General features: G+C 64.3%; 19 protein-coding genes. 9 read left to right on the top strand and 10 right to left on the bottom strand.

Annotation, left to right across the window (positions count from 1 at the left end; genetic code table 11):
- Positions 1 to 28 precede the first annotated feature (28 nt).
- A complete protein-coding gene (locus MKZ40_RS09295; RefSeq protein WP_153635709.1) occupies positions 29 to 712 on the top strand; it encodes a TetR family transcriptional regulator C-terminal domain-containing protein in 684 nt (227 codons plus the stop codon).
- Positions 713 to 922: 210 nt separating this feature from the next.
- Here MKZ40_RS09295 and MKZ40_RS09290 read toward each other — a convergent pair whose 3' ends face one another.
- Positions 923 to 1,528, bottom strand: coding sequence for a hypothetical protein (locus MKZ40_RS09290; protein ID WP_153635710.1), 606 nt, complete (start codon positions 1,526 to 1,528; stop codon positions 923 to 925).
- The gene (locus tag MKZ40_RS09285; RefSeq protein WP_153635711.1) at positions 1,525 to 1,956 is read right to left on the bottom strand and encodes a hypothetical protein; all 432 of its coding nucleotides are present in this window, start codon (positions 1,954 to 1,956) and stop codon (positions 1,525 to 1,527) included. Before MKZ40_RS09285 ends, MKZ40_RS09290 begins: the two co-directional genes overlap by 4 nt.
- 373 nt (positions 1,957 to 2,329) lie before the next feature.
- On the opposite strand from MKZ40_RS09285, the gene MKZ40_RS09280 reads away from it, so the two are divergent.
- The 6 genes from MKZ40_RS09280 (at position 2,330) to MKZ40_RS09255 (ending at position 8,445) form a co-directional block, all read left to right on the top strand.
- Positions 2,330 to 3,319, top strand: a complete 990-nt coding sequence (locus MKZ40_RS09280) for a MurR/RpiR family transcriptional regulator (RefSeq protein ID WP_175088720.1) — start codon at positions 2,330 to 2,332, stop codon at positions 3,317 to 3,319.
- Positions 3,320 to 3,950: 631 nt separating this feature from the next.
- Positions 3,951 to 4,805, top strand: coding sequence for a transporter substrate-binding domain-containing protein (locus tag MKZ40_RS09275; RefSeq protein WP_175088721.1), 855 nt, complete (start codon positions 3,951 to 3,953; stop codon positions 4,803 to 4,805).
- Positions 4,806 to 4,851: 46 nt separating this feature from the next.
- The gene (locus MKZ40_RS09270) at positions 4,852 to 5,577 is read left to right on the top strand and encodes an amino acid ABC transporter permease (RefSeq protein ID WP_153635714.1); all 726 of its coding nucleotides are present in this window, start codon (positions 4,852 to 4,854) and stop codon (positions 5,575 to 5,577) included.
- Positions 5,574 to 6,227 (top strand): amino acid ABC transporter permease, encoded by a 654-nt coding sequence (locus MKZ40_RS09265; RefSeq protein ID WP_077376658.1) that lies wholly within the window; start codon positions 5,574 to 5,576, stop codon positions 6,225 to 6,227. The genes MKZ40_RS09270 and MKZ40_RS09265 overlap by 4 nt, the downstream gene beginning before the upstream one ends.
- Positions 6,211 to 7,065: an amino acid ABC transporter ATP-binding protein gene (locus MKZ40_RS09260; RefSeq protein ID WP_153635716.1), complete on the top strand. Its 855-nt coding sequence runs from the start codon at positions 6,211 to 6,213 to the stop codon at positions 7,063 to 7,065. Before MKZ40_RS09265 ends, MKZ40_RS09260 begins: the two co-directional genes overlap by 17 nt.
- Before the next feature lie 60 nt (positions 7,066 to 7,125).
- On the top strand, positions 7,126 to 8,445 hold the full coding sequence (locus MKZ40_RS09255) for an amidase family protein (protein ID WP_172978660.1): 1,320 nt from the start codon (positions 7,126 to 7,128) through the stop codon (positions 8,443 to 8,445).
- A 157-nt stretch (positions 8,446 to 8,602) separates the two neighbouring features.
- Here the strand turns inward: MKZ40_RS09255 and puuE are convergent, their stop codons facing one another.
- From puuE to MKZ40_RS09240, 3 genes are all read right to left on the bottom strand, one after another.
- Positions 8,603 to 9,556 (bottom strand): allantoinase PuuE, encoded by a 954-nt coding sequence (gene puuE / locus MKZ40_RS09250; RefSeq protein WP_175088722.1) that lies wholly within the window; start codon positions 9,554 to 9,556, stop codon positions 8,603 to 8,605.
- A gap of 162 nt (positions 9,557 to 9,718) precedes the next feature.
- Positions 9,719 to 12,559, bottom strand: a complete 2,841-nt coding sequence (locus tag MKZ40_RS09245; RefSeq protein WP_254627003.1) for a helicase C-terminal domain-containing protein — start codon at positions 12,557 to 12,559, stop codon at positions 9,719 to 9,721.
- Positions 12,556 to 14,442 (bottom strand): VRR-NUC domain-containing protein, encoded by a 1,887-nt coding sequence (locus MKZ40_RS09240; protein WP_175088723.1) that lies wholly within the window; start codon positions 14,440 to 14,442, stop codon positions 12,556 to 12,558. The genes MKZ40_RS09245 and MKZ40_RS09240 overlap by 4 nt, the downstream gene beginning before the upstream one ends.
- Positions 14,443 to 14,733: 291 nt before the next feature.
- On the opposite strand from MKZ40_RS09240, the gene MKZ40_RS09235 reads away from it, so the two are divergent.
- Complete coding sequence (locus tag MKZ40_RS09235; RefSeq protein WP_054556084.1) at positions 14,734 to 15,456, top strand: DUF3581 family protein; 723 nt, start codon at positions 14,734 to 14,736, stop codon at positions 15,454 to 15,456.
- Positions 15,457 to 15,665: 209 nt separating this feature from the next.
- Here the strand turns inward: MKZ40_RS09235 and selD are convergent, their stop codons facing one another.
- The gene (gene selD, locus MKZ40_RS09230) at positions 15,666 to 18,029 is read right to left on the bottom strand and encodes a selenide, water dikinase SelD (protein WP_197738735.1); all 2,364 of its coding nucleotides are present in this window, start codon (positions 18,027 to 18,029) and stop codon (positions 15,666 to 15,668) included.
- A gap of 145 nt (positions 18,030 to 18,174) precedes the next feature.
- Between selD and MKZ40_RS09225 the strand changes: the two genes are divergently transcribed.
- Positions 18,175 to 18,807, top strand: coding sequence for an ACP phosphodiesterase (locus MKZ40_RS09225; RefSeq protein ID WP_175088724.1), 633 nt, complete (start codon positions 18,175 to 18,177; stop codon positions 18,805 to 18,807).
- A 28-nt stretch (positions 18,808 to 18,835) separates the two neighbouring features.
- On the opposite strand, the gene MKZ40_RS09220 is transcribed toward MKZ40_RS09225, so the two are convergent.
- The 4 genes from MKZ40_RS09220 to MKZ40_RS09205 form a co-directional block, all read right to left on the bottom strand.
- Positions 18,836 to 19,642, bottom strand: a complete 807-nt coding sequence (locus MKZ40_RS09220) for a carbonic anhydrase family protein (RefSeq protein ID WP_153635721.1) — start codon at positions 19,640 to 19,642, stop codon at positions 18,836 to 18,838.
- A gap of 232 nt (positions 19,643 to 19,874) precedes the next feature.
- Positions 19,875 to 21,194 (bottom strand): gephyrin-like molybdotransferase Glp, encoded by a 1,320-nt coding sequence (gene glp / locus MKZ40_RS09215; protein ID WP_153635722.1) that lies wholly within the window; start codon positions 21,192 to 21,194, stop codon positions 19,875 to 19,877.
- Positions 21,184 to 21,714 (bottom strand): molybdenum cofactor biosynthesis protein B, encoded by a 531-nt coding sequence (moaB, locus tag MKZ40_RS09210; RefSeq protein WP_054556718.1) that lies wholly within the window; start codon positions 21,712 to 21,714, stop codon positions 21,184 to 21,186. The genes glp and moaB overlap by 11 nt, the downstream gene beginning before the upstream one ends.
- A 2-nt stretch (positions 21,715 to 21,716) precedes the next feature.
- Positions 21,717 to 22,061, bottom strand: a complete 345-nt coding sequence (locus MKZ40_RS09205) for a DUF1244 domain-containing protein (RefSeq protein ID WP_054556717.1) — start codon at positions 22,059 to 22,061, stop codon at positions 21,717 to 21,719.
- Between the last annotated feature and the right edge of the window lie 5 nt (positions 22,062 to 22,066).

Below are 22,066 nucleotides of genomic sequence, written 5' to 3'. Positions count from 1 at the left end.
CTTTTTTCTGACCTGATGAGTGATGCCGATGCCCGCGGATTCTCCTTCTTCCCTTTACGCTGAAGTCCGTCGTACCCGTAGCGCGGAATTGAGCGTGCCGCCTGCCAGCTCTCCGCGTGAGCAAGCCGAGAGCCGTATTCTCGAGGCCGCCGAATGCGTATTCGCCTGTCACGGTTATCGCGGCAGCACCTTGAAGCAGATTGCGGAAGTGGCCGAGTTGCCCAAGGCCAATCTGCTCTATTATTTCGGCTCCAAGGAGAAGCTCTACGTTCACCTGCTGGAGCAGACCCTGACGCGCTGGAATGCTTCGCTCGAGGATATCTCGCCCGATGACGAGCCACGTGAGGTGCTGGAGGCGCTGGTGCGCGTCAAGCTCAAGCTGGCACGCCAGGCACCGCAGGCCTCGCGTCTGTTCGCGGCGGAGGTGATCAGTGGGGCGCCTTTCCTGCGCGATTATCTCAGTGGCGACCTGCGCGACTGGGTGCAGGCGCGCTGCGATGTCATGAAGGCCTGGATGGCCGCGGGCAAACTGCGCGAGGCGGAGCCGATGTGGGTGATCTACCTCATCTGGTCCACCACTCAGCATTACGCGGATTTCGCCGCCCAGATCGATCAGCTGGGGGGAGCGCCGCAGAGCGATGAAGACTGGGAGCAGCTGGCGGATTTCGTGGCCAGCACGCTATGTGATGGTCTGTGCCCGCGACAGCCATGAGCGGCATGAGCGGCATGAGCGCTTGAGCCGGCGGATTCGGCGCTCTGTCGGTCGCCTGTTTCAGCTGTCTGTTGTCAGTACCTCGCCGCACAGCAAAAAGCCCGCCCCGGTATCCGGGGCGGGCTTTTTTGGTTCTTGAGTCTAGAGTCGTTCTTGCGTCGCTCGCTCTTGCGTCATTCTGGAAATGTGAAGGATAAGGCCATCAGGCGATCAGCTTGCCATCTCCAAGGGCATGCCAGCATCGCGATCCAGCACTGCTTCTTCCTCTTGCTTGGTCCCCGACAACTCGGCTTTCTCCAATTGAGAGATGTCACAGTGTTGATGCATCTGCCAGCCATCGCGGGCATCGTCGGCAAGATAGATCAGCGCGGCATCGGCGCTTGCCCACAGCCGCGCGAGGTCACGTTGGTGGCGGGTGCGGTTGGCCAGCGGCAGCGCATCGGCGGTGACTACCACCACCGGCGCCTTGCGCAGCCAGCGCGGCGCATGACTCGGCCAGCTGTGATGCACGGCGTCCAGCCAGGGCGCCTGGGGATGGCCGGGCGATGACTGCCAGCGCCAGCCACGCCCGACCTCGGTGATCCCGCGCGCCGTCCAGATCAGGCTGCGCCGCGGCAGCTGCGCCTCCAGGCTTTTCAGCAACGCATCGTCGCTATCCGTCAGCGGCTGGATGGCTCCTGACATCATGCTCAGGTACTCGCCAGCGTGCTGGCCGGCGGTCAGTTCCAGCTTGATGCGAGGCGCCGGGGCGAGGGCGATGCTGTTCTCCAGCGGTATGTGCATGCCGCATTCCATGCCGATGGTATAGACGCTCATGCCAGCATTCCTCGACGCGTCATGCTCTGACGCAGCAGGGTGTGGTGGCGGTGCATCGCCTCCCAGTCAGCGTGAGCCTTGTGGTTGATGTCAGGATTGAAGACGGCTTTCTGCTGCGCGATGGGCGATGCTGTCGGAGTCGGTGTCTCGGCTGAGGCCTGGGCCGCCACGGCCGAGGCGGCAATGTCGGCCTGGCTGCGCGTGTCATGGGCCGGTGAAGGCGTCGTGGGGGCCGTCGTTGTCTTCAGGCTCAGCGGCGGTGCCTCGTAGCCCATCGCCATCACGCCCAGCAATTGAGCGGACTGGGCATTGGCGACATCCTGTGTGGCGCTGCTAGAGCGGGGCAAGAGGGTGAATGTCTGTGTCGTGACCTTGGCTGTCATGGCTCGGCAGGTATCGAGGAGGGCAGTCATCGTTGAGGTGGCCATGAGAATGCTCCTTGCGCATCGCGAGCGCTTTATCGGGAATATTGCAGTCCGGCAAGGGTCGTTGGCGTTACTGCGCGGCGTATGACCTGTCGGCTGGCTAGTCTTGATCAAGCGGCTTGCGTGCCGATTTGTTGTGATGAACAGTAAAAACAGGCGCTTGTGTCTGTCGCGCGGTGCGGATGGTTGGCGTCGTGCAGCGCTTGAGGGCGTCAGAGGCGTTCAGGATGAAGAAAAAGCGCTCATCTCGAGGGTTACGCCTTTCGTCTATGCACTGTCAGTCAGCACCTGGCCCAGGCTTTGCACTGTCTTGATGCAATCGTTGATGCAATCGTTGCTCTGCGCTCACGCAGAATCTTTTCAGGAGTGTGTCTTCATGCCACGAGCGCCCATAGATCACAGCGCGCCCCCCGAGGATGACGTGTCCGGTAAATCCCGGGCAGTGCACCCGGATGGGGAAGCGCCTGCCCCCGATGCCGATGCCAGCGTCAATCTTGCTACCAGTCTCGCTCGCCATGCCGCAAGCCAGGGCACCAGGAGCCTGAGCCTGCATCAGCGTCTGACCCGTTCGCTTGAGGAGCTCACACCGAATGAGCAGCGCATCGCGCGCTTTCTGCTCGCGCATCAGGATGAACTGGCGCTATACAACGCCGCGGAACTGTCACGCCTGACCGACGTCTCCAAGGCGACGGTCAGCCGCCTGTTCCGCCGTCTTGGCTATCAGGACTTCCGTGAGGCGCGGGACCAGGCGCGTAGTCTGCGTCATTCGGGTGTGCCGGTGGCGGCAGCGCCGACGGCAGACCATCACCAGCGCCACTATGAGCAGGAGTGTCGCAACCTGCGTCAGGCACTGGCGGCGCTGGACATGCTCGATATGGAGGCCTTGAGCGGCGCTCTGGCCAAGGCCGAGCGGCTGCAGATCATCGGCTTTCGCAATGCTTATCCACTCGCGCTGCACCTGCGCCAGCAGTTGCTGCAGTTGCGCGAGCAGGTGGCGGTGTTGCCGCAACCCGGCCAATCACTCGGCGAGGAGATCGCACGCCTGGGCGTCGATGACGCCGTGGTGGTATTCGCCATGCGCCGGCGACCGCATGGGCTGGCACGATTGCTTGAATGGCTGGGGCAGGCGCCATGTACGGTGCTGCTGGTCTGCGATGACAGCCTGAGCACCATCCCCGCCGGTATCGAGCATGTCCTGCGCTGCCCGTTGGACAGCGTCAGCGCCTTCGACAGCTACGCCGCAGCCATGAGCCAGATCAATCTGCTGGCCACGCGCCTGCTGCATGACGACCTCGTCGGCGGGCGCAGTCAGATACGCCGCGTGACGGATACCTTCGATGCGCTGGAGGAACTGGGCGACGGCTGATCGTCCAGCTTGAAGTGCTCCTGCCTTTCCTTCCTCTCTATCTATCTCCCTGTGGGCCGCCAGTCTTGCTTCTGATCTGTGCGGCGGCCCGATTCGACCCGGCGCGCTCTGCGCACCCGCAGGGCGCATATGCCTCCCTGACTGCACCATCTGCTGCCATGTCGCTGATGTCGGCGCCCTGATCTCGCCGCCAGGCGAGGGCGTCATCCGCGATTTCGCCTCCCGCAGGCGTGTGTCTCTTCTTATCGTAGCTACTCATTTCTTCTCGCTGTTTTGCTTTCAGGCCTGTTCTCGATCCTGTGCTGAGGCGCGTGCTCAAGTGCGTTCGCAAGCCCATGCACAGGCGTGTGAGCTGCTGGTGACTCTGCGCTGCCTGCAACTCGATCACCTTGTTGAGCACCTGGCGGAAGTGCTTTGGCACACCTGTTGCAAAGATTGATAAGGGAATCACTCGTTTCATTGGTCAGGTTCTGAAGACGAATGCGACAAGGAGTCAATGGACCTGACTCGGCGAGACACTCGGCAAGACGATCAACAACAACCAACAACAATCCACTGCCGCAAGGCACCAGGTGAATGACGAGTCGTCCTCGCATCAGCGCCTGGCATTGACGGATACCGGAGTCGACCGATGAGCAAGCGTCACGAGAGCAAGGCCCAGCAGCGCGCCACACGGACAGGCAACAAGCAGCGTCTTGGCAACTGGGTCCGCAAGGGAATATTGCTGGCCCTGTGGGGCACGTTGGCGTCCACCGCCCTGAGTGCACACGCGGATGCACTGAGTGACATCACCGATAGCGGGGTGCTGAAAGTGGCGGTGCCACAGGACTTCCCGCCCTTCGGCTCGGTCGGCCCGGACCTCAAGCCGCGTGGCTACGATATCAACATGGCGCGCTATCTGGCAGACGAGATGGACGTGAAGCTTGAGCTGGTGCCGGTCACCTCGGCCAATCGCATCCCTTACCTGCAGACCCGCAAGGTCGATCTGGTGGTCTCGAGCCTGGGCAAGAATCCCGAGCGTGAGAAGGCGATCGATTTCTCCGATGCCTATGCGCCGTTCTTCCTCGGCGTGTTCGGCGAGAAGGGCAGTGAGGTGGACTCCGCGCAAGGACTGAGCGAGAAGACCATCGGCGTGACACGTGGCTCGGTGGAAAACATGGAACTCAGCAAGGTGGCACCGGAATCGACCACCGTGAAGCGCTTCGAAGACAACAACACGACCTTGTCGGCATTTCTGTCAGGCCAGGTCGAGATGATCGCCACCGGCAATCTCGTCACCGCCGCCATCGCCGAACGCAATCCTGCCCGCGTGCCGGTCAGCGTGCTGCCGCTCAAGAATTCTCCCTGCTATGTGGGCATGCGGCATGACACGCCGGCGCTCAAGGCGCGCGTGAATGAGCTGATCGCCCAGGGAATCGAGGATGGCACGCTCAATACGCTCTCCGAGATCTGGTTCAAGGCGCCACTGCCGTCACTGGATGCCTGACTCGAGACGTCACACGTCTGATCCCTTTGCCCGTGAGGCTTGATCGATGAATTATCTCCCGGATTTCCCGCGCCTGTTGCCGTATTTGCCCGACCTGATGGCCGGGCTGATGACGACGGTCTGGCTGACGGCGCTGACCACCACGCTGGGGATACTCGGCGCGGTGATGTGTGTCTGGCAGCGCCATCGTGCGCCGACCAGCATCTTCAGCCGGCTGCTGGGCATGCTGGTGGAGCTGCTGCGCAACACGCCTTTCATCGTCCAGCTGTTCTTCATCTTCTTCGGTCTGCCGGCGCTGGGACTGTCACTCAGTGCCGAGATGGCCGCTGTGATCGCGATGACACTCAACCTGGCGGCCTACAGCAGTGAAATCCTGCGTGCCGGGGTCGATGCCACCGGTCGCGGCCAGTGGGAAGCCGGGCGGGCACTGGGGCTTACCCGCTGGCAGAGCTATCGCCATGTGGTGCTGATGCCGGCGCTGGAACGCATGTATCCGGCGCTGACCAGCCAGTGCGTGATCGTGATGCTGGGCTCCGCCGTGGTCTCCCAGATCAGCGTGGCGGATCTGACCTTCGCGGCCAACTTCATCCAGTCACGTACCTTCCTGAGCTTCGAGAGCTACGTGGTGACGGCAGGCATGTACCTGCTGTTGGCCATCGCGATGCGCGCCTTGCTCAACCGCATCGGGCGTCGCCTGTTCGGCTTTCGCCACCTGACGCCCGCCCCGCGCAGCTGTCTGTCTTCCCATGTCCTGAAAGAGGCCCACTCATGATCGACTTCACGCTGTGGGACATTCTGCGCAACCTGTTGCTGGCGGCGCGCTGGACACTGGCGCTATCCCTGATCGCCTTCATCGGCGGCAGTCTGGTCGGGCTGGCGCTGACCTTTCTGCGCCTGACCCGCTGGCCGGGGGCGGCGCTCTTCTGTCGTCTCTATACCGAGCTGTTCCAGGGCACGCCGCTGTTGATGCAGCTGTTCCTGGCCTTCTTCGGCGTGGCGGTCTTCGGGCTGGATGTCTCGGCCTGGACGGCGGCGGCCGTGGCGCTGACGCTGTTCAGCAGTGCCTTCCTGCATGACATCTGGCGGGGCTGTGTCGAGGCGGTGCCCAAGGGGCAGTGGGAAGGGGCGCGGGTGCTGGGGCTCGGCTACCTGAAGACCATGCGTCACATCATCCTGCCGCAGGCGCTGCGCATGGCCATCGCGCCGACCGTCGGCTTCTCGGTGCAGATCATCAAGGGCACCGCGCTTGCCTCGGTGATCGGCTTCGTCGAGCTGACCAAGGCCGGCACCATGCTCAACAACGCCACCCTGGAACCCTTCACCGTCTTCGCGCTGGTCGCGTTGCTGTATTTCGCCATGTGCTATCCGCTGTCGCGGCTGGCTCGCCACCTGGAGGCACGTCTCAATGTCACTGCTCGCTGAAGTCTCTGCGCTGGATAGCGCCTCATCCGACGCTGCTGTCTCCGAGAAGGCCGCCGTCACCGAGAGCGCTCCCGTCTCCGACAGCGCCCTTGATACCGAGAGCGCCAAGGCACCGCTGGTCAGCCTGTCGGCGCTGACCAAGTCCTTCGGTGACGTGGCGGTCCTCAAGGGGATCGATCTCGAGGTGCGTCCGGGTGAGGTGGTGTCGATCATCGGGCGCAGCGGTTCCGGCAAGAGCACCTTGCTGCGCTGTATCAATCAGCTTGAACAGCATGACGGCGGCGCCATTCATGTCGCCGGCAAGCTGCTGGACGGTAGCGAGATGGACGCCGCCGCCCTGGCGCAGGATGTCGGCATGGTGTTCCAGAGCTTCAATCTGTTTCCCCACAAGCGCGTCGGCGAGAACGTGATGCTGGCACCGATGCTGGTCAAGGGTGTCGCCCGCGATATCGCCGAGCGCGAGGCCCGCGAGATGCTGGCCAAGGTCGGGCTGGGGGAGAAATTCGATGCCTGGCCGAGTCAGCTCTCCGGTGGTCAGCAGCAGCGGGTGGCGATCGCGCGCGCCCTGGCGATGCACCCCAAGGTGCTGCTGTGCGATGAGATCACCTCGGCTCTGGACCCGGAACTGGTTGGCGATGTGCTCAAGGTGCTGGAACAGCTCAAACGTGAGGGCATGACGCTGATTCTGGTCACCCATGAGATGAATTTCGCCCGTGATGTGGGCGATCGCGTGATCTTCATGCACCAGGGGCGTGTGCATGAGTCGGGCGACCCCGCGACACTGTTCGCCAATCCGGCCACGGAAGAGCTGCGCCAGTTCCTCGGCGCGGTGCTATGAGTGCAGCGTCTTGAGCGTGCAGCGGTGGACCACATCATGAGTCGAAAGGAGTCGCTCCCAGTGGACAAGCGTATCTATGTAGCGCCGGCACGTTTCTCGGGGCCGCGGGGTCAGGGGTGGCAGGAAGAAGGCCCGCTGAATGGCCAGCGACTGGTGGTCAAGGACCTGTTCGCGATCAAGGGCGAGCGCATCGGCCAGGGCAACCCTGACCTGCTGGCCAGCGCCCCCATCGAGCGGCAGACGGCGCCTGCTGTCCTCGCGCTTCAGCAGGCGGGGGCCGATTATCGTGCCCGTACCACCACCGATGAGCTGGCCTACAGCCTCAATGGCACCAATGCGCATTTCGGCACGCCGCAGAACCCTCGCGCGCCGCTGAGGTTGCCGGGCGGCTCGAGCGTGGGCTCTGCGGTGGCGGTGGCGCGCGGTGAGGCGGAGGTCGGACTGGGCACCGATACCGGCGGCTCCATCCGCGTGCCGTCCAGTTACTGCGGGCTTTATGGGCTGCGCCCGACCCATGGTCGTATCAGCATGACCGGGCTCAAGCCGCTGGCGCCGCGCTTCGACACCGTCGGCTGGATGACGCGGGATCTGGGGACGCTGACGCAGGTCAGTGAGGTGCTGATGCCGGCGGCGACAGCCACTCGACTGCCGGCGCGCATCATCCTGCTGGTGCCGGAAGGGCTCGCCGCTGGGCCTTATCAGCGCCTGCTCGGGCCGCTGTCTCGGCGCCTTGAGTCACTCGGCTTTCAGTGCGAGCGGCGCATGCTGAGTCAGACCTTCATGGCGCGCGCCAGTGAAGCCTTCCGGATTCTGCAGGGCTGCGAGATTCGGCGTACTCACCAGGCGTGGTTGAGTACGCCGGAGCAGGGGCCCGAATCGCGCTGGCCGCGCCTCAACCCGGATATCGCGGCGCGTCTCAAATGGTGCATGACGCTCAGCGATAGCGACGAGCAGGCAGCAGAAGCCAAGGCGGATACCGTTCGCCGCTGGTTTCGCCAGCAGCTGGCAGCCAGTCAGCCGGCCAGCCAGGCAGCCAGTCATCAGGAAGGCAGCGAGGCACCAGCGGAGGCTGGCAGTCGCGCGCTTCACGCCCAGGCCGAAGCTACCAGCGAGGCGGTCTTCATGTTGCCCACCACGCCGGGCGCCTCACCGCTGCTGGGTGCAAGCCTTGAGGTAATGGAGGCCTATCGTCATCGCCTGATGGGACTCACCGCACTGGCGGGCTTGAACGGTGCGCCGCAGCTGAGTCTGCCGTGGCTTGCCGACTCGGCGGCACGTCTGCCACAGGAAGCCGCGCCCCCGCCCTGGGGCGTGTCATTGCTGGGCCTGCCGGGACGTGATGAGAGTCTGCTGGCACTGGCCAGCATGTTGGAAAACTGACCTGCATGTTGGAAGACTGATCTGCATGTTGGAAAACTGACCAGCGCTGCCTTGCATGTGCGATTGCAGACATTGTCTGGAGTTGAACAGAAACGCCGCATCCCGAAAGGGCTGCGGCGTTTCTGATGCTGGCACTTGGGATTGAGGTGATGGTTCGTCAGCTGGCGGGGGTATAGGGATGCTCGCGTTGCCAGTGCTCGGCGATATCGATGCGTCGCGTGATCCATACATTGTCGTGGGACTGGATGTAATCGAGGAAGCGTTTCAGCGCCGCGAAGCGTCCCGGGCGGCCGGCGATCCGACAGTGCAGCCCGACGGAGAGCATCTTGGGCGCCGTGTCGCCCTCGGCATAGAGCACATCAAAGGCATCGCGCAGGTACTGGAAGAAATCCTCGCCGCTATTGAAGCCCTGGGCGCTGGCGAAGCGCATGTCATTGGTGTCCAGGGTATAGGGCACGACGAGATGCGGCACCTGTTCACCATTGGCGGTAGTCACCTCCATCCACAGCGGCAGGTCATCGCCGTAGTAATCGCTGTCGTAGGTGAAACCGCCGTGTTCCACCACCAGTCGGCGGGTATTGGGGCTGTCGCGCCCGGTGTACCAGCCCTGTGGCGCATGACCGACCAGCTCGCGATAGCTTTCCACCGCGCGTTCCAGGTGGGCGCGCTCATGGGCCTCATCCATGTGCTGATAATGAATCCAGCGCCAGCCATGACTGGCGATCTCGTGACCATCCTCCAGGAAACGCGCCACCAGATCCGGATGGCGCGCCAGCGCCATGCCGACGCCGAAGACGGTCAGCGGCAACTCGCGGCGCTTGAATTCATCCAGAATCCGCCACACGCCACTGCGCGAGCCATATTCGTAGATCGACTCCATGCTCATGTGCCGCGCGGGGTAGGCCTCGGCACCGATGATCTCGGAGAGAAACTTCTCGCTCTCGCTATCGCCGTGCAGCAGGCAGTTCTCGCTGCCTTCCTCGTAGTTGAGCACGAACTGGACCGCGATCTTCGCGCCACCCGGCCAGTTGGCATGCGGTGGCGTGTCGGCATAACCGATCAGGTCACGCGGATACTCATCGCCCCACAGGGCATTGTCGGTGTCTGGCATCGTGCGGCTTCCTTGCGGGTGGATAACGAAGACAAGAGCGTAATGAAGAGCGAAGACAAGAGCGAAATGAAGTGCGAAATGAAGACCCAATCACATCTCCATTGATGTGCAGGCTTTGTGCCATCACGGCGCATCGTGGCGGCGTCACGCTTGCAGCCCGCATCAATTCGTCGGTGACCACCAGCGTGGCAGCAACCGTGCGACTTCCGGGCGCATGAAGCGGTCATCGATCAAGTGGATCACGCCCTGATCCTGCTCGCTGCGAATCACTCGGCCGGCAGCCTGCACCACTCTGGTGAGCCCCGGGTACAGATAGGTGCAGTCATCGGCATTCAAGGGCTGGATGACCGGGTACGGTGCGCGCGTATCGTCGTGTGGGTCGCCTTCAGCCTGTTCCGGCTGGCTACGCCGCTGTGCGTCGTTGTCGAGCCACGTGGCAAGACGCTGCTTGAGTGCTTCATTCTCGGGACTGAAACCGGCCAGTCCGAGGGTGGCGATGAAGGCCCCGATCAGACGCGAGCCGGGCAGATCGATCCCTTCGCCGAAGGCGCCACCCAGCACCGCGAAGCCGATGCCTTGTCCCTCGGGCGTGAAGCGCTGAATGAAGCCGGTGCGCTCCGCTTCCGTCATGGCGCGGGTCTGGCGCCATTGGGGAATCTCCGGCGCCAGCTGTTGCAGGGTGCTGGCGACCTGTTCCAGATAGGCGAAGCTCGAGAAGAACGCCAGATAGTTGCCCGGGCGTTGCCGGTATTGGCGCGCCATCAACTCGGCGATCGGCCGGCAGGAGGCGTCGCGATCCCGCAGGCGTGTCGAGAGCCGATGGCGACTGACCTGCACCTGGGCCGCGCTGAACGGGGAATCGACACTCAGCCAGACGGCATCGTCCGCCAGACCCAGCAGGCGATGGTGATAGGCCGGTGGATTGAGTGTGGCCGAGAACAACAGGATGGCGTGACTGGCGCGCAGGCGGGGTGCCAGCCACGGCGCCGGACTGACGCAGCGCAGTCGCGGCTGGATCTGGCGCACGCTGCGCCCGCGGGCCTTGTGTGGCCGGGCTGACGCGTCAGCTTCTGTTCCTGCATCCGATGCTGCGCCGGAACTCGAGCTTGAATCGCTGGCAAGCGACGCCTGCCGCGCAGGGGGCGTGGCGGAGAGTTCGACCTCGAACAGCGAGTGATCGCCAAAGCCTTCGGCGAGTCGCGCCAGGGTCAGTGCCGCAAAGTAGGCCTCCATCATCTCGACATCGGGTTCCACGCGGCGCCTGGCCGTGGAAGAGGCCGAGCCGGAGACTGTCGTTGCAGTGCCTGTATCGGTAGCACTCGGAGCAGCAGAGGGGGCATCGCTTGCGATCAGGCCCAGCTGTTCGGGGGCTTGTGTGGCTGTCGCTGGCTGTTGCCTGGCCGCAGCAGGGTTTGCGGCCTTGTCAGGCTCCGCCAACCAGTCGCCCATCGCGCCGGTCCATTGGCTCAAGGCCTTGAGGAAGTCGCCGGGTAGCGCCTCCAGTGCAAGGCGCTGCGCCTTGTGGCCTGCGTCCTTGCTATCGACCTTGCTTGCCTGTGTCTCGCCGTCAGCACCCTGCTTGAGCTGCTCCAGCGCTCGCCATTGCCGAGCCAGTGCGCGTGAAGCCGAGCGCAGCGGGGCCGGATGGCCCTTGCGGCTCAACTGCTTGAGCAGGAAGTGGAACTGGCGGGCGTCGAGCTCGGTGCTGTACATGCCGCGGGCGCGCTCGATGAGGTTGTGGCTCTCATCGACCAGCACCACCGTGCGCCAATCATTGGCCTGGCTCAGGGCGAACAGCAGCGCATGACTGTCGAAGTAGTGGTTATGGTCGCCGATGATGACATCCGCCCAGCGCGAGAGCTCCTGGGCGAGAAAGTAGGGGCAGATGTCGTGGGCCAGGGCGTGGCGGCGTGTCGTCGCCAGATTCAGGGGGCGTTGGTCGGCGAGCGCGGCGTCGCGTGCCGCGGGCAGGCGATCATAGAACCCGCGCGCCAGCGGGCAGGACTCGCCATGACAGGCGAGGGACGGGTGCTCGCAGGTCTTGCTGCGCGCGCCCAGTTCCAGAATGCGCAGCGGTGTCGCCGGTGTCTTTTTCTGCCCCTCGCTGTCGTCAGCGGCTGGTGCCAAGGTGGCCAGCGCGTCGAGTGCCAGCGCGCGGCCCGGGGTGCGGGCGGTGAGGTAGAAGAGTCTGTCCGTGCCGCTTGCGGGCATCGCGCGCAGTGCCGGATACAGCGTGGCCAGGGTCTTGCCGGTACCGGTCGGCGCCTCGGCGAGCAGCTCGCGGCCGGTCATCACCGCCTTGTAGGCATGCTCGGCCAGTTGGCGTTGACCGGGGCGCCAGCTCGGCCACGGAAAGGCCAGGCGGCTCAGCGCGCTGTCGCGGGCACTGCGATGGGCCAGCTCATTGGCGGCGAACTCGCTGAAGCGTGCCGCCAGACGTGCCAGCTCCGCCTCCAGCGCCTCACGGCTCCACCAGGCTTCCAGACGCTGCTCATCAGGCTGTGCCTTGCGGCTTTTGGGGTCAGCCTGGTCAGTCTGCTCGTTCTGCTCATCATGCTCGCTCTTGGTGCCCCTGGGCGCATCCGCCGCGATGTCCAGATAGACCAGCGCGAGCGTGATACCTTCGAGGTCCCGGCTGCGACACATCAGTGCGCCGTAGACGCGTGCCTGGGCCCAATGCAGGGCGCGATGGTGCGCGGGCTGGCGGGAGAGGTCGCCGCGATGGGTCTTGATCTCCTCGAGGCAGTTGCGCTTGGGATCATAGCCATCGGCGCGCCCACGGATGGTCAAATTGCCGATGTCACCGCTGAGCGAGATCTCGCTTTCATAGTCCTTGCCGCGTCGGCGCACGATACGCTGATGACCACGGATGCCCTGCTGGGCGGTAGGCGATGGCGTGAAGCGCAGGTCCAGATCGCCCTCGCGCGCGGCAAAGGCACACAGTTCGCGTACTGCGATCCGGTAGCGTGCGGGCTCAGCGTGGGTCTCGTCCGCCTTGATCATGATGCAGGAGGTGCCTTGTGCCGGGAGCATTCGTCCGCTGAGGCCTCGGTCGCGCTCAGCCATTCGACTCGACATTCCAGCGCCGGAATCGCATGGCGTGCGAACAGGGCCAGCCATTGACGCTGGTTGTCCTGCAGACGGTCGGTGGGCGCCTTGACCTCGATCAGCCGATAACGGTCGCTGCTGTGCTCGGGGAAGAACTGGATCAGGTCCGGCAGGCCAGCGCGATGTTCACGAGGGTTGGCCAGCAGGTGGCGGAAACAGGCTTCCAGATGCGCGGGCGGAATGCAGTCCAGTGCGTGGTTCAGCAGTTCCTCGCTCAATAGCTCCCAGTGCACGAAGGGTGCCTGAATGCCCTGTTTCTGCTGATGGCGTTCACGGATCACCGTCCGGTAGCTTTCGTCCTTCAGGCGCGCGAAGCAGGCCTCGAAAGCGGCCTGGCGACGGCTGACGAAATCAGGGCGATAGAGGTCCGCCGGGCCGGTGTGGAAGGCGTGGAAGAAGGCCCCCGGCAAGGGGGCGAACAGCACCTCCCAGCACAGCAGGGTGAAGAGCGCGGGAATCAGGCCATTCTCGACATAGAAGACCGGTGCCTCGGGCGTGGCCAACGCATGGGCGGCCGCGCGCTCGACCCCGTGGATACCGTCAGCCGCCGAGGTGGCAAGGTCGGGCACCGTGAGGGCGATCTGTGGCGTGGTCGGCGCCCTGGCGCGTCTGGGCGCGGGCAATCCGAGGCCACGGCACAGACGCGGCAGGGCGCGTTCGAGTGCCAGCTGCTCGTCCAGCGTGATCTCGGCGCGCGCCAACCGCTCGCTGGCCAGCGCGTGAGCTGCGCTGATATCGCCCGACAGCTCCAGTGCTCTCACCCGGCGCGGCATGGCACGCGGGGCATATGCGGAATCCTCGAGACAGGCGTACTGGCGGGCAGCCGCCTGATGCCAGCCCTGACGCTCGGCGTCGCGGGCCAGCGAGAAGCGCAGCCGGTCACGCCGCTGCGCCAGCCAGGCATTGGCACGATCATCAATAGCACGCCCGCCAGTGGCATGAGCGTCAGTGAGCTGATGAGTCGCGGACGGCTCACTGTGGAGCTCGTTTGCCGCTGCAGACGCCGTCGCATCCAGCGCCGCGACAATGCGCTGCCAGTGCCGCTCAAGTTCAGCGTTCGCCGTGCGGTCCAGCCGCTCGCTGGCTTGCTGCCAGTCCTCACGCAGTTGCTCCAGCGCCAGATAGCGATCCACCTCCCAGCGATGGGTGAAGGCGCGAGAGGCCGGCGACAGGGCGACCGTCTCGCAACGCAGCAGGCCCAGCTCGCTGAGTACGAAGTCCGACAGATTCTGGCGCAGGTTGCCGAAGAACATCAGGCTCAGGCGTCGCGACAGCTCACCCAGCCCGACACTCAAGGTGTCGGCTGCGGGGTCGTTCAACCAGGCTGGCAGTGGCCGTGGCGTGACGTCACCCAGCAGCTCGCTGATGGCATCATGCATGCGGCGCTTGGGCGTGCTTCTGGGCAGCTCGGCAAAGGCTGCCCGGAGGCGCGGCAAGGTCACCAGCGCCAGCATCTCGTCCAGACTCAGGTCGGCATTGTGGCGGCACAGGCCGTCAGGCGTGGCACTGTCGGCGAGCGGTGTGATCAATGGCTGGCATGCGGCCTCGATCGCACCGATCTCGGGATAATGCAGCTGCGAGCGTTCGAAATGATCGCCCTTGCGCATCAGCAGTCGCACCAGCAAGGCCCGCGAGGCATCCGGCAGGCGAGTGATGGCGTCCACCGTGGCACGCTCCGCCTCTGTCAGCAGATCGGCGTGACACTGGCAGACCCAGTCGATCAGGGTGTCGAAGTTGGCCAGGTAGTAGCGCGGATTGTCGAGGGGAGCGGCTTGCATGGCGACCTGTCGAAGTGGCGGGCAGTGCGGCAGTTTGCCCGAAAGCATGGGGTTATATACAGTATATGGCCATCTGTCGCGCTGCAATCTCTTGCAAAGCCTGTCACGAGTCACCACCTGACTGTCATCCAGTGGTAAAATCGTTTCATCTGCATGTCTTGAAAGCTTCATGACACGACAGGTGGGCAGGCGTGACAGCGCGTCGACCGCGATTCCTCCCCTCGGAGGCATTTCCGCGATGGTTCAGGACGGACCATCGATCATCATTCAAGCAGGGCAGGAAGGCAGTCCATGTTTCTTGATCAGTTTCACCGGGTCGAAGATGGCCGCGTGCGGATCACCGCCGAGCAGGCAAGTCGTTTCGCCAAGCAGATGGCGGGGGATTACAACCCCATTCATGACCCGGACGCGCGACGCTTCTGTGTGCCCGGCGACCTGCTGTTCTCCCTGTTGCTGGCGAAATTCGGTCTGTCGCAGTGCATGACCATCCGTTTCTGCGGCATGGTCGGCAACGATGTGCCCTTGATCTTCGAAGCGCTGGACGCCCCCGACGAGAATGGCGTGTCCCTGCTGGTGCGCGATGAAGCCGGCAAGGTCTACCTGACGGTCGAGCGCAGCGGCGATACCACCCATGACGAGGAAGTGGTCGCCAATTTCACTCGCCAGTATATCGCCTTCTCCGGGCGCAACTTCCCGCACTTCCTGCAGCCGTTGATGCTGGAGAAGGGCGTGATGTTCAACCCGGCCCGCCCGCTGGTGATCTACGACAGCATGGGCTTCTGTTTCGAGCGCCTGGATATCGCCGACCTGCACCTCGACTTCGTGGGGTCCTCGCTCGAGGTCAACGGCAAGCGCGGCGATACCCTGCTCGAGTTCAGCATCCATGATGGCGAGCAGTGCATCGGCAGTGGTTCCAAGAAGCTGGTCGTCAGTGGGCTGCGGGATTACTGCGCCGAGACCATGGATGCGTTCGTGGAGTCCTTCGAGGCGCTCAAGCGCGAAGCCGAAGCCTGAGGTAGCCGGTCAGTCTGAGGCTTGTTGCCAGACGCCCCGCGCATGAGTCGCCAGTCATGAAGATGCCCGCCAGAGAATTCTCTGGCGGGCATCTTGGCATCTGAATGTCACAACGCTTAATGTCACAACGCTTGTGAAGCATCGCTGGGTGTCGCCGGTTGTCATTGACCGCCAACTGGCTGGCTCACCGTGTGACCCTCTAACCGTGCTCAGTGCTTGATGCTGATCGGCGCCAGTGCATCGCCCTGGGGGGTGATGCGCCCGATGATGGCGCTGGCGTGATAGCCGGCGGCCTTGAGCGCGGCCAGACAGGCCTCGGCTTCCCCGGGCGGCACACTGGCCAGCAGGCCACCGGCCGTCTGCGGATCGAACAGCAGCGGATAGCGCGGATGATCGATGACGCCGGCTTGGTCCTTCAGGGCACGCTTGAGGCGCAGATTGGCCGGTTGCAGCGAGCTGACCACGCCGCGGGCGACACAGTCCTCGGCGCCGTCGAGCACCGGCAGGGCATCGATCTCGAGCTCGGCATCCACGCCGCTGGCGCGGGTCATCTCGACCAGATGGCCGAGCAGACCGAAGCCGGTGACATCGGTGGAGGCGCTCGCCTGATGCGTGCTCAGAATATCCGCCGCGCGCTGACTGGATTGCTGCATGCTGTCCAGCGCGGCGTCGATCCAGCGGCCGCGGGCTTCCAGGCGTGCGTGCGCTGCCAACAGCGTGCCGGTGCCGATGGCCTTGGTAAGCAACAGCACATCACCCGGCTGCATGCCGCCCTTGCAGGTGACGCCGGCCAGGCTCTCCTCCACCAGACCATTGAGCGCGAAGCCCAGTGCCAGCTCCTGACCTTCGCCGGTATGGCCGCCGACCAGACTGCAGCCCGCCTCGTTGAGCACCTCGGTCGCGCCTTGCATCAGCTCGCGTACCAGCGGCTCGACCTTGCGCTCGACCCCCTGTGGCACCGTGGCCACCGCCGTCGCCGTATGCGGCGTCGCGCCCATGGCGTAGAGATCGCCCAGCGCGTGATTGGCGGCGATGCGCCCGAACAGATAGGGGTCATCGATGAAGGCGCGGAAGAAGTCGACGCTGTGCACCAGCGCCTGTCCTTCGGGCACGCGCACGATGGCGGCATCATCCGGGGCATGCAGCCCGACCAGCACGTCCGGGTTCTCGCGCGGGGCCAGACTCTGCAGCGCTCGCGACAGCACGCTGGCGCCTACCTTGGCCCCGCAGCCGCCGCAGCGCATCGCCAGTGCGGACAGGGCCTGGTGTGCCTCCTGCTCATCCAGCTCGGCTGTCAGGTGCGGATGCAGCTTGCCAACGCGTCCCCTGAGTGCCTGCCAGGCAGCGCTGATGCGCTGGTGCAACCCGGAAAGGTCGCCGGCATTCGCGGCGTCCTGCATGCTGGGCAGTTCATTGAAGCGAGCCATGAACTGGCGGTCGATATGGTCCTTCCAGCGCCACAGCCACGGGCGCAGACGCGGCGCGACCAGCCCCAGCTTGCCGCGTGAGGCGATGGCATCGCGATCCCCGGTGCTGATCAGCGCCAGCCAGCGCGACTGCGGCACATGGTCCTTGAGTGGCTCGCCGCGCACGGCCCGTCGCAGATTGTCGGCCAGCGGCCGGGCCTGGCGCACGGCAAACACGCCGGCCTTCTCGCGGGGATGGTTGAGCTGATGTGCGATATCGCCCGCGGCGAAGATGGCGTCATCCTCAAGTGTCTGCAGGCTATCGCGAACCTTGAGGAAGCCATCCTCGTCCAGGCTCAGTCCGGTCTTCTCCAGCCAGCGCGCACCACCGGCCCGTGTCACCCAGATGGCCTCATCGGCCTGATGGCAGGCACCGCTGGCACTGATCAGCTGGCGCTGGGCGGTCGAGGATGCGCGTTCGACGGCCGTGATCTCCTCACCGAAATGCACCTGGATACCGCGCTCGTGCAGGGTAGTGGCAAGCGCCTCACTGACCGTGTGCGCATGGGTGGGCAACAGACGCTGACCGCGGGTGATCAGCGTCAGGTTCGGCGCGAGCGCATCGGGCAACTCGGTGGCAAGGCGCTGCTGGATGGCCAGCAGCAGTTCGACACCGCCGGCACCGCCGCCGACCAGCACGATATCGAGCGGACGCTCGGCGCTCCTGGCGCGCTCGAGCAGACTCAGCCAGCGCTGCTGGAAGGTGCTGATCGGCTTGACCGCCACCACGGGGGCGTCTGCGGCTTCAGGGTCACCGATACCATCGATGTGGGACAGGCGAGGCGTGGAGCCGATATTGATCGACAGCAGGTCGTAGTCCACCGCCGGGCGCTCGGCGCAGATCACGCGGCGCTCGCGGCGGTCGATGTCGATCACCTGATCGCGATAGAAGCGGGCGCCGGCGAACTGACACAGCCGGCGCAGGTCGATATGCACATCGTCGAACGTATAATGACCGGCGACGTAGCCCGGCAACATGCCGGAATAGGGCGTGTCGGTGTCGCGACAGATTACGGTCAGCCGGACACCGGGCTCTGGCTGCATGGCAAAGCGCATCAGCACGCCGACGTGGCTGTGCCCACCGCCGATCAGGACGATATCACGCACGATAGGCGCTTTGACTGGCATGGAGGCGGACGGCATCGTGAATCTCGATAGTCAGTAGAGTAGGGAAACAGGAGCAGGGTATGCAGAGCCAGGGCGCGCCAGATGAGACCGGCGACAGGATTCGCAAAAGCAGGAGTCTAGCAACTTGAACTTTCTCGGTCATGCACGCCTGAGTCTGGCGGGCAGCGATAACTTCCTGTTTGGCAACCTGATTGCCGATGGCGTGCGCGGCAGTGACCTGAGCGACTGGTCGCCGGAGGTAGAGGCGGGCATCCGTTTTCACCGCCGCTGCGACGCGGTGATCGACGCCCATCCCGAGACACGCTGGTTGTTGACCCAGGTGCCGCCTTCGTCGCGACGTGTCGCCGGCATCGCCTTCGACATGATGTGGGATCACCTGCTGGCCGCCGAGATGCATGATGACGATATCGAGCGCCTCTATCGCCTGCTGGCGCGTGAGGAGGTGCCGTCACGCCTGTCGAGCCTCATCGAATGGATTCAGGTGCGCGATGCACTCAGGCGTTATCAGGAGCTGGAGTTCACGCTCGCGACCATTGCCAGCATCGGCGAGCGCATGACGGCCAGGCGCCGCTTACGCCAGACAAGTGATACTTGCCAGACAAGTGATTCACGCAATGGAAGGCTTACGCACAAAGTGGGGAATCTGGATGCAGGCGCCAATCCGCTGGCGGACATGACGCCCTGGCTGGCGGATAACCGCGCGATGCTCGAGGACAGCTTCGCGCGGTTGTGGCCGGACATGCTGGTATTGCGCTAGCCGGCCTAAGTAGACGTGCTTTTGTCAATCAGCGCTGAAGGGGGCGGGCATTCTCTCCGCCTTGCCATTCATGGTAGGCGTCGATCTGTGCCTGGGAGGCTTCGATCGGCGTCTGCATGACAAACCAGGTGACGGGCTCAGAGCATGGCGGGGTGGTAAGCGAGCCGGAGTACTGCCAGCCAGCATGTTCGCGTGGCAGCAGCAGATTGGCAGACAGGCCGCTTGTCAGGGTCTCGGAGAGGCCGCGCTGGGGCAGGCGGCTCAACAGGCGGCTGAGAGCCAGGTTGTCATGCCCTTCCTCGACCAGCACGGCCAGCACGGCCAGCTTGCCTTCCGGCGTGCTGTGCACCAGATGGATTTCCATGGCGGCACGCTTGCCGTCGATGGCGTGCTCTGACGGCACATGCAGGTGCACCTGCGACAGGGTGTACTGGGTGCCATCCAGCGTCATGGTATTGCCGCTGGCCCCTTCGATCTGCAGGGTGTGGCCCGTATCGCGCGTGACGAGCAGCGGCGAATGGTAGTCGAGTTTCGGGCCCGCTTCATTCAGCGTGCGTGACTGGCTGTCGATATCGATCGGCGACTGCTGGCTGCCGACCGAGCACTCGGCATAGCCCGGGGTGAGCTCTCCCCAATGCTCGGGGCCATTGGCTCCGGCGTTGGTGTCATCCGCGGATTCACTCGCATAGCTCCATTCGGTGACCGACGTGCCCGGCGCAGGCGACGTGGCAATGTCATCGGCGAGCGCCGGCAAGGATGACGACGTGGTGGCAAGCAGCACAGCCATGGCAAGTGGGCGTAACAGCGCGTGGGGCGACGAGGAAGAGGCTGGCATTGAGTTGTCCTTGCTCAAGAGTCCGTAACCGATCAGTGTCCTGAGCCGCCGTAGGCAGTCAGAACTCAGATGAATGAAGGCAGTCAGTGTGCCGGACTCAGGGGCGAGGTCAAGATGACGCTGGAGTGTCACTAGGGTGTCGCATTCCAGCGTCAGTTGTCGTTACAGTTATCGCGTCAGTAGTCACGACAGTTGTAAAGACAGTTGTCAAAACAGGGAGGGGGGAGCGGTGTCAGCGCTCGAGCCACAGGCATTCCACGCTGTCGCCGTGGTTGAGCTGTGCATGGGGCGGAATCACGGCCAGTGCCTGAGCACCGGCGCAGGAGGAGAGTACCGCCGAGTTCTGGTCCGGGAAGGCATGTGCCTCAAGCTGTCCATCACTGCCGGTGGCCAAGGTGACACGCAGATGGTCCTGACGGATGGCGGTGCGGGCTGAGAAGGCCGCGCGTACCGTGAGACGTTTCAGCTCGCGCAATGCAGAGCAGTCGGTCATCTCGCCCAGTAGCGGACGAAGGAACAACCAGCCACCGACCCAGCTGGAGACCGGATTGCCCGGCAGGCCCACGACACGCACCGTGTCACCCCGGGGGCTGTTGATACTCCCCAGCGCCAGCGGTTTACCCGGTTTGATGGCCAGGCGCCACAGATCCAGACTGCCGAGCGCCTCGATGGCGGGGCGGACGTGGTCTTCCTCGCCGACGCTGACCCCACCGCAGGTGACGATCAGGTCAGCCTGTTGCGCCGCCGAAGCGAGAGCATCACGGGTGGCCTCGAAGGTATCGGCCACATTGAGTGGCGCCAGCACCACCTCAGCCCCGAAGTTGCTGAGCATCTGGCTGAGCATCACGCGATTGGAATTGTAGATCTGGCCGGGCTTGAGCGGCTGGCCGGGTTCGATCAGTTCATCGCCGGTCGCGAACAAGGCCACTCGTACCTTGCGGCGCACCAGCACGTGACTTGCCCCCTGGCCACACAGCAGGCCCAGCGCGGCAGCGTCCAGTCGTGTGCCCGCCGCGAGCAATCGATTGCCCTTGCTGACATCCCGGCCTTGAACGCGAATGTTGTCGCCGCGGGTGCGAGGCCCGGGCAGCCAGGCCAGAGTGGTGCCACCTTCGCCTTCACGCAGTGTCACCTCTTCCTGCATGACCACCACGTCACCGCCGTCTGGGATTTCCGCTCCGGTGAACAGGCGCGCACAACTCGCCACGGCCAGCGGCGTGGCAGGCTGGCCTGCCGCGATACGCTGACTGATCGGCAGCCAGGCACCGTCACCGATGTCCGCCACCCGGGCGCAGTAACCATCCATCTGGGAGTTGTCGGCAGGCGGCACGTCAAGCTCGGCATGCACGTCCTCGGCGAGCACACGTCCGGCGGCGTCACTGACTGCCACGCGCTCGGCTGGCATCAGCGGGCAGCTGTCACGTAGCGCTGCGAGTGCACTGGCCAGGGGCGCCAGCCCCTTGGCGCCGGCAGGCACGGCGTCGCAGCCACATTCTGCCGCCGCGGAAGGCGACGGCTGGGAATGCGGGTCTTTACTGGCGTCAGTGGGCATGGGTTCCGCGCTCCGGAATCACCAGGTTGGCGAAGTTGCAGGGGCGGTGACGGCTGTCGAGCTGCTCCTTGAGGATGCCGTTCCAGGCCGTCTTGCAGGCGCCGGTGGAGCCGGGCAGACAGAACACCACGGTACGGTTGGCCAGCCCTCCCAGACAGCGGCTCTGGATCGTCGAGCTGCCGACTTCCTGGTGTGAAAGCTGACGGAAGAGTTCGCCGAAGCCCTGGATTTCCTTGTCGAGCAGCACGCGAATGGCTTCCGGTGTGGAATCACGCCCGGTGAAGCCTGTGCCGCCCGTCGTCAGGATGACCTGCACGGCCGGGTCCGCGATCCACTCGCTGACCACGGCGCGCAGTTGGTAGACGTCATCGGGCACGATGCGCTTTTCATGCAGGCTGTGGCCAGCCGCCGTCAGGTTGTCGACCAGGGCGTCGCCGGAGCGGTCATTCTCTGCGGTGCGTGTATCCGAGACGGTCAATACCGCGATGGTGAGGCCGATCTGTTCGTCATTGCCGCTCATGATCAGTCCTTCTTGCCTTGTTGACGTGCCTCGAGCGCTGCCAGCTGCTCAGGTGTCGCCTTGGCCTGGTGATGTGTCTTCCACTCGGAATAGGGCATGCCGTAGACATGCTCGCGCGCCGCATCGTAATCGAAGCTCACGCCGCGCTCCTCGCCAGCGGCCATCAGCCACTTGGACAGGCAGTTGCGGCAGAAGTCGGCGAGGATCATCAGATCGATATTCTGGACATCCTTGTTGTCATCCAGATGCTTGAGCAGACGACGGAACGCGGCCGCTTCCAGCTCGGTGCGGGTCTGTTCGTCCAGTTGGCTCAGGTCTTGTACGGCTTGAGGGGTCGGGTCGCTCATCGAAT

The organism is Cobetia sp. BMC6 (genome assembly GCF_029991385.1).
Classification (GTDB): domain Bacteria; phylum Pseudomonadota; class Gammaproteobacteria; order Pseudomonadales; family Halomonadaceae; genus Cobetia.
Note: the sequence above shows the minus strand (reverse complement) of the source record. Positions and strands in the feature narration are given on the sequence as shown.

Coding starts and splice junctions, on each gene's coding strand:
- MKZ40_RS09270 (WP_153635714.1), top strand. CDS start 4,852: ATGAATTATCTCCCGGATTTCCCGCGCCTGTTGCCGTATTTGCCCGAC.
- MKZ40_RS09235 (WP_054556084.1), top strand. CDS start 14,734: ATGTTTCTTGATCAGTTTCACCGGGTCGAAGATGGCCGCGTGCGGATC.
- MKZ40_RS09220 (WP_153635721.1), bottom strand. CDS start 19,642: ATGCCAGCCTCTTCCTCGTCGCCCCACGCGCTGTTACGCCCACTTGCC.
- MKZ40_RS09240 (WP_175088723.1), bottom strand. CDS start 14,442: ATGCAAGCCGCTCCCCTCGACAATCCGCGCTACTACCTGGCCAACTTC.
- MKZ40_RS09280 (WP_175088720.1), top strand. CDS start 2,330: ATGCCACGAGCGCCCATAGATCACAGCGCGCCCCCCGAGGATGACGTG.
- puuE (WP_175088722.1), bottom strand. CDS start 9,556: ATGCCAGACACCGACAATGCCCTGTGGGGCGATGAGTATCCGCGTGAC.
- MKZ40_RS09260 (WP_153635716.1), top strand. CDS start 6,211: ATGTCACTGCTCGCTGAAGTCTCTGCGCTGGATAGCGCCTCATCCGAC.
- MKZ40_RS09265 (WP_077376658.1), top strand. CDS start 5,574: ATGATCGACTTCACGCTGTGGGACATTCTGCGCAACCTGTTGCTGGCG.
- MKZ40_RS09275 (WP_175088721.1), top strand. CDS start 3,951: ATGAGCAAGCGTCACGAGAGCAAGGCCCAGCAGCGCGCCACACGGACA.
- MKZ40_RS09290 (WP_153635710.1), bottom strand. CDS start 1,528: ATGAGCGTCTATACCATCGGCATGGAATGCGGCATGCACATACCGCTG.
- MKZ40_RS09295 (WP_153635709.1), top strand. CDS start 29: ATGCCCGCGGATTCTCCTTCTTCCCTTTACGCTGAAGTCCGTCGTACC.
- MKZ40_RS09285 (WP_153635711.1), bottom strand. CDS start 1,956: ATGGCCACCTCAACGATGACTGCCCTCCTCGATACCTGCCGAGCCATG.
- MKZ40_RS09245 (WP_254627003.1), bottom strand. CDS start 12,559: ATGATCAAGGCGGACGAGACCCACGCTGAGCCCGCACGCTACCGGATC.
- glp (WP_153635722.1), bottom strand. CDS start 21,194: ATGCCCACTGACGCCAGTAAAGACCCGCATTCCCAGCCGTCGCCTTCC.
- moaB (WP_054556718.1), bottom strand. CDS start 21,714: ATGAGCGGCAATGACGAACAGATCGGCCTCACCATCGCGGTATTGACC.
- MKZ40_RS09205 (WP_054556717.1), bottom strand. CDS start 22,061: ATGAGCGACCCGACCCCTCAAGCCGTACAAGACCTGAGCCAACTGGAC.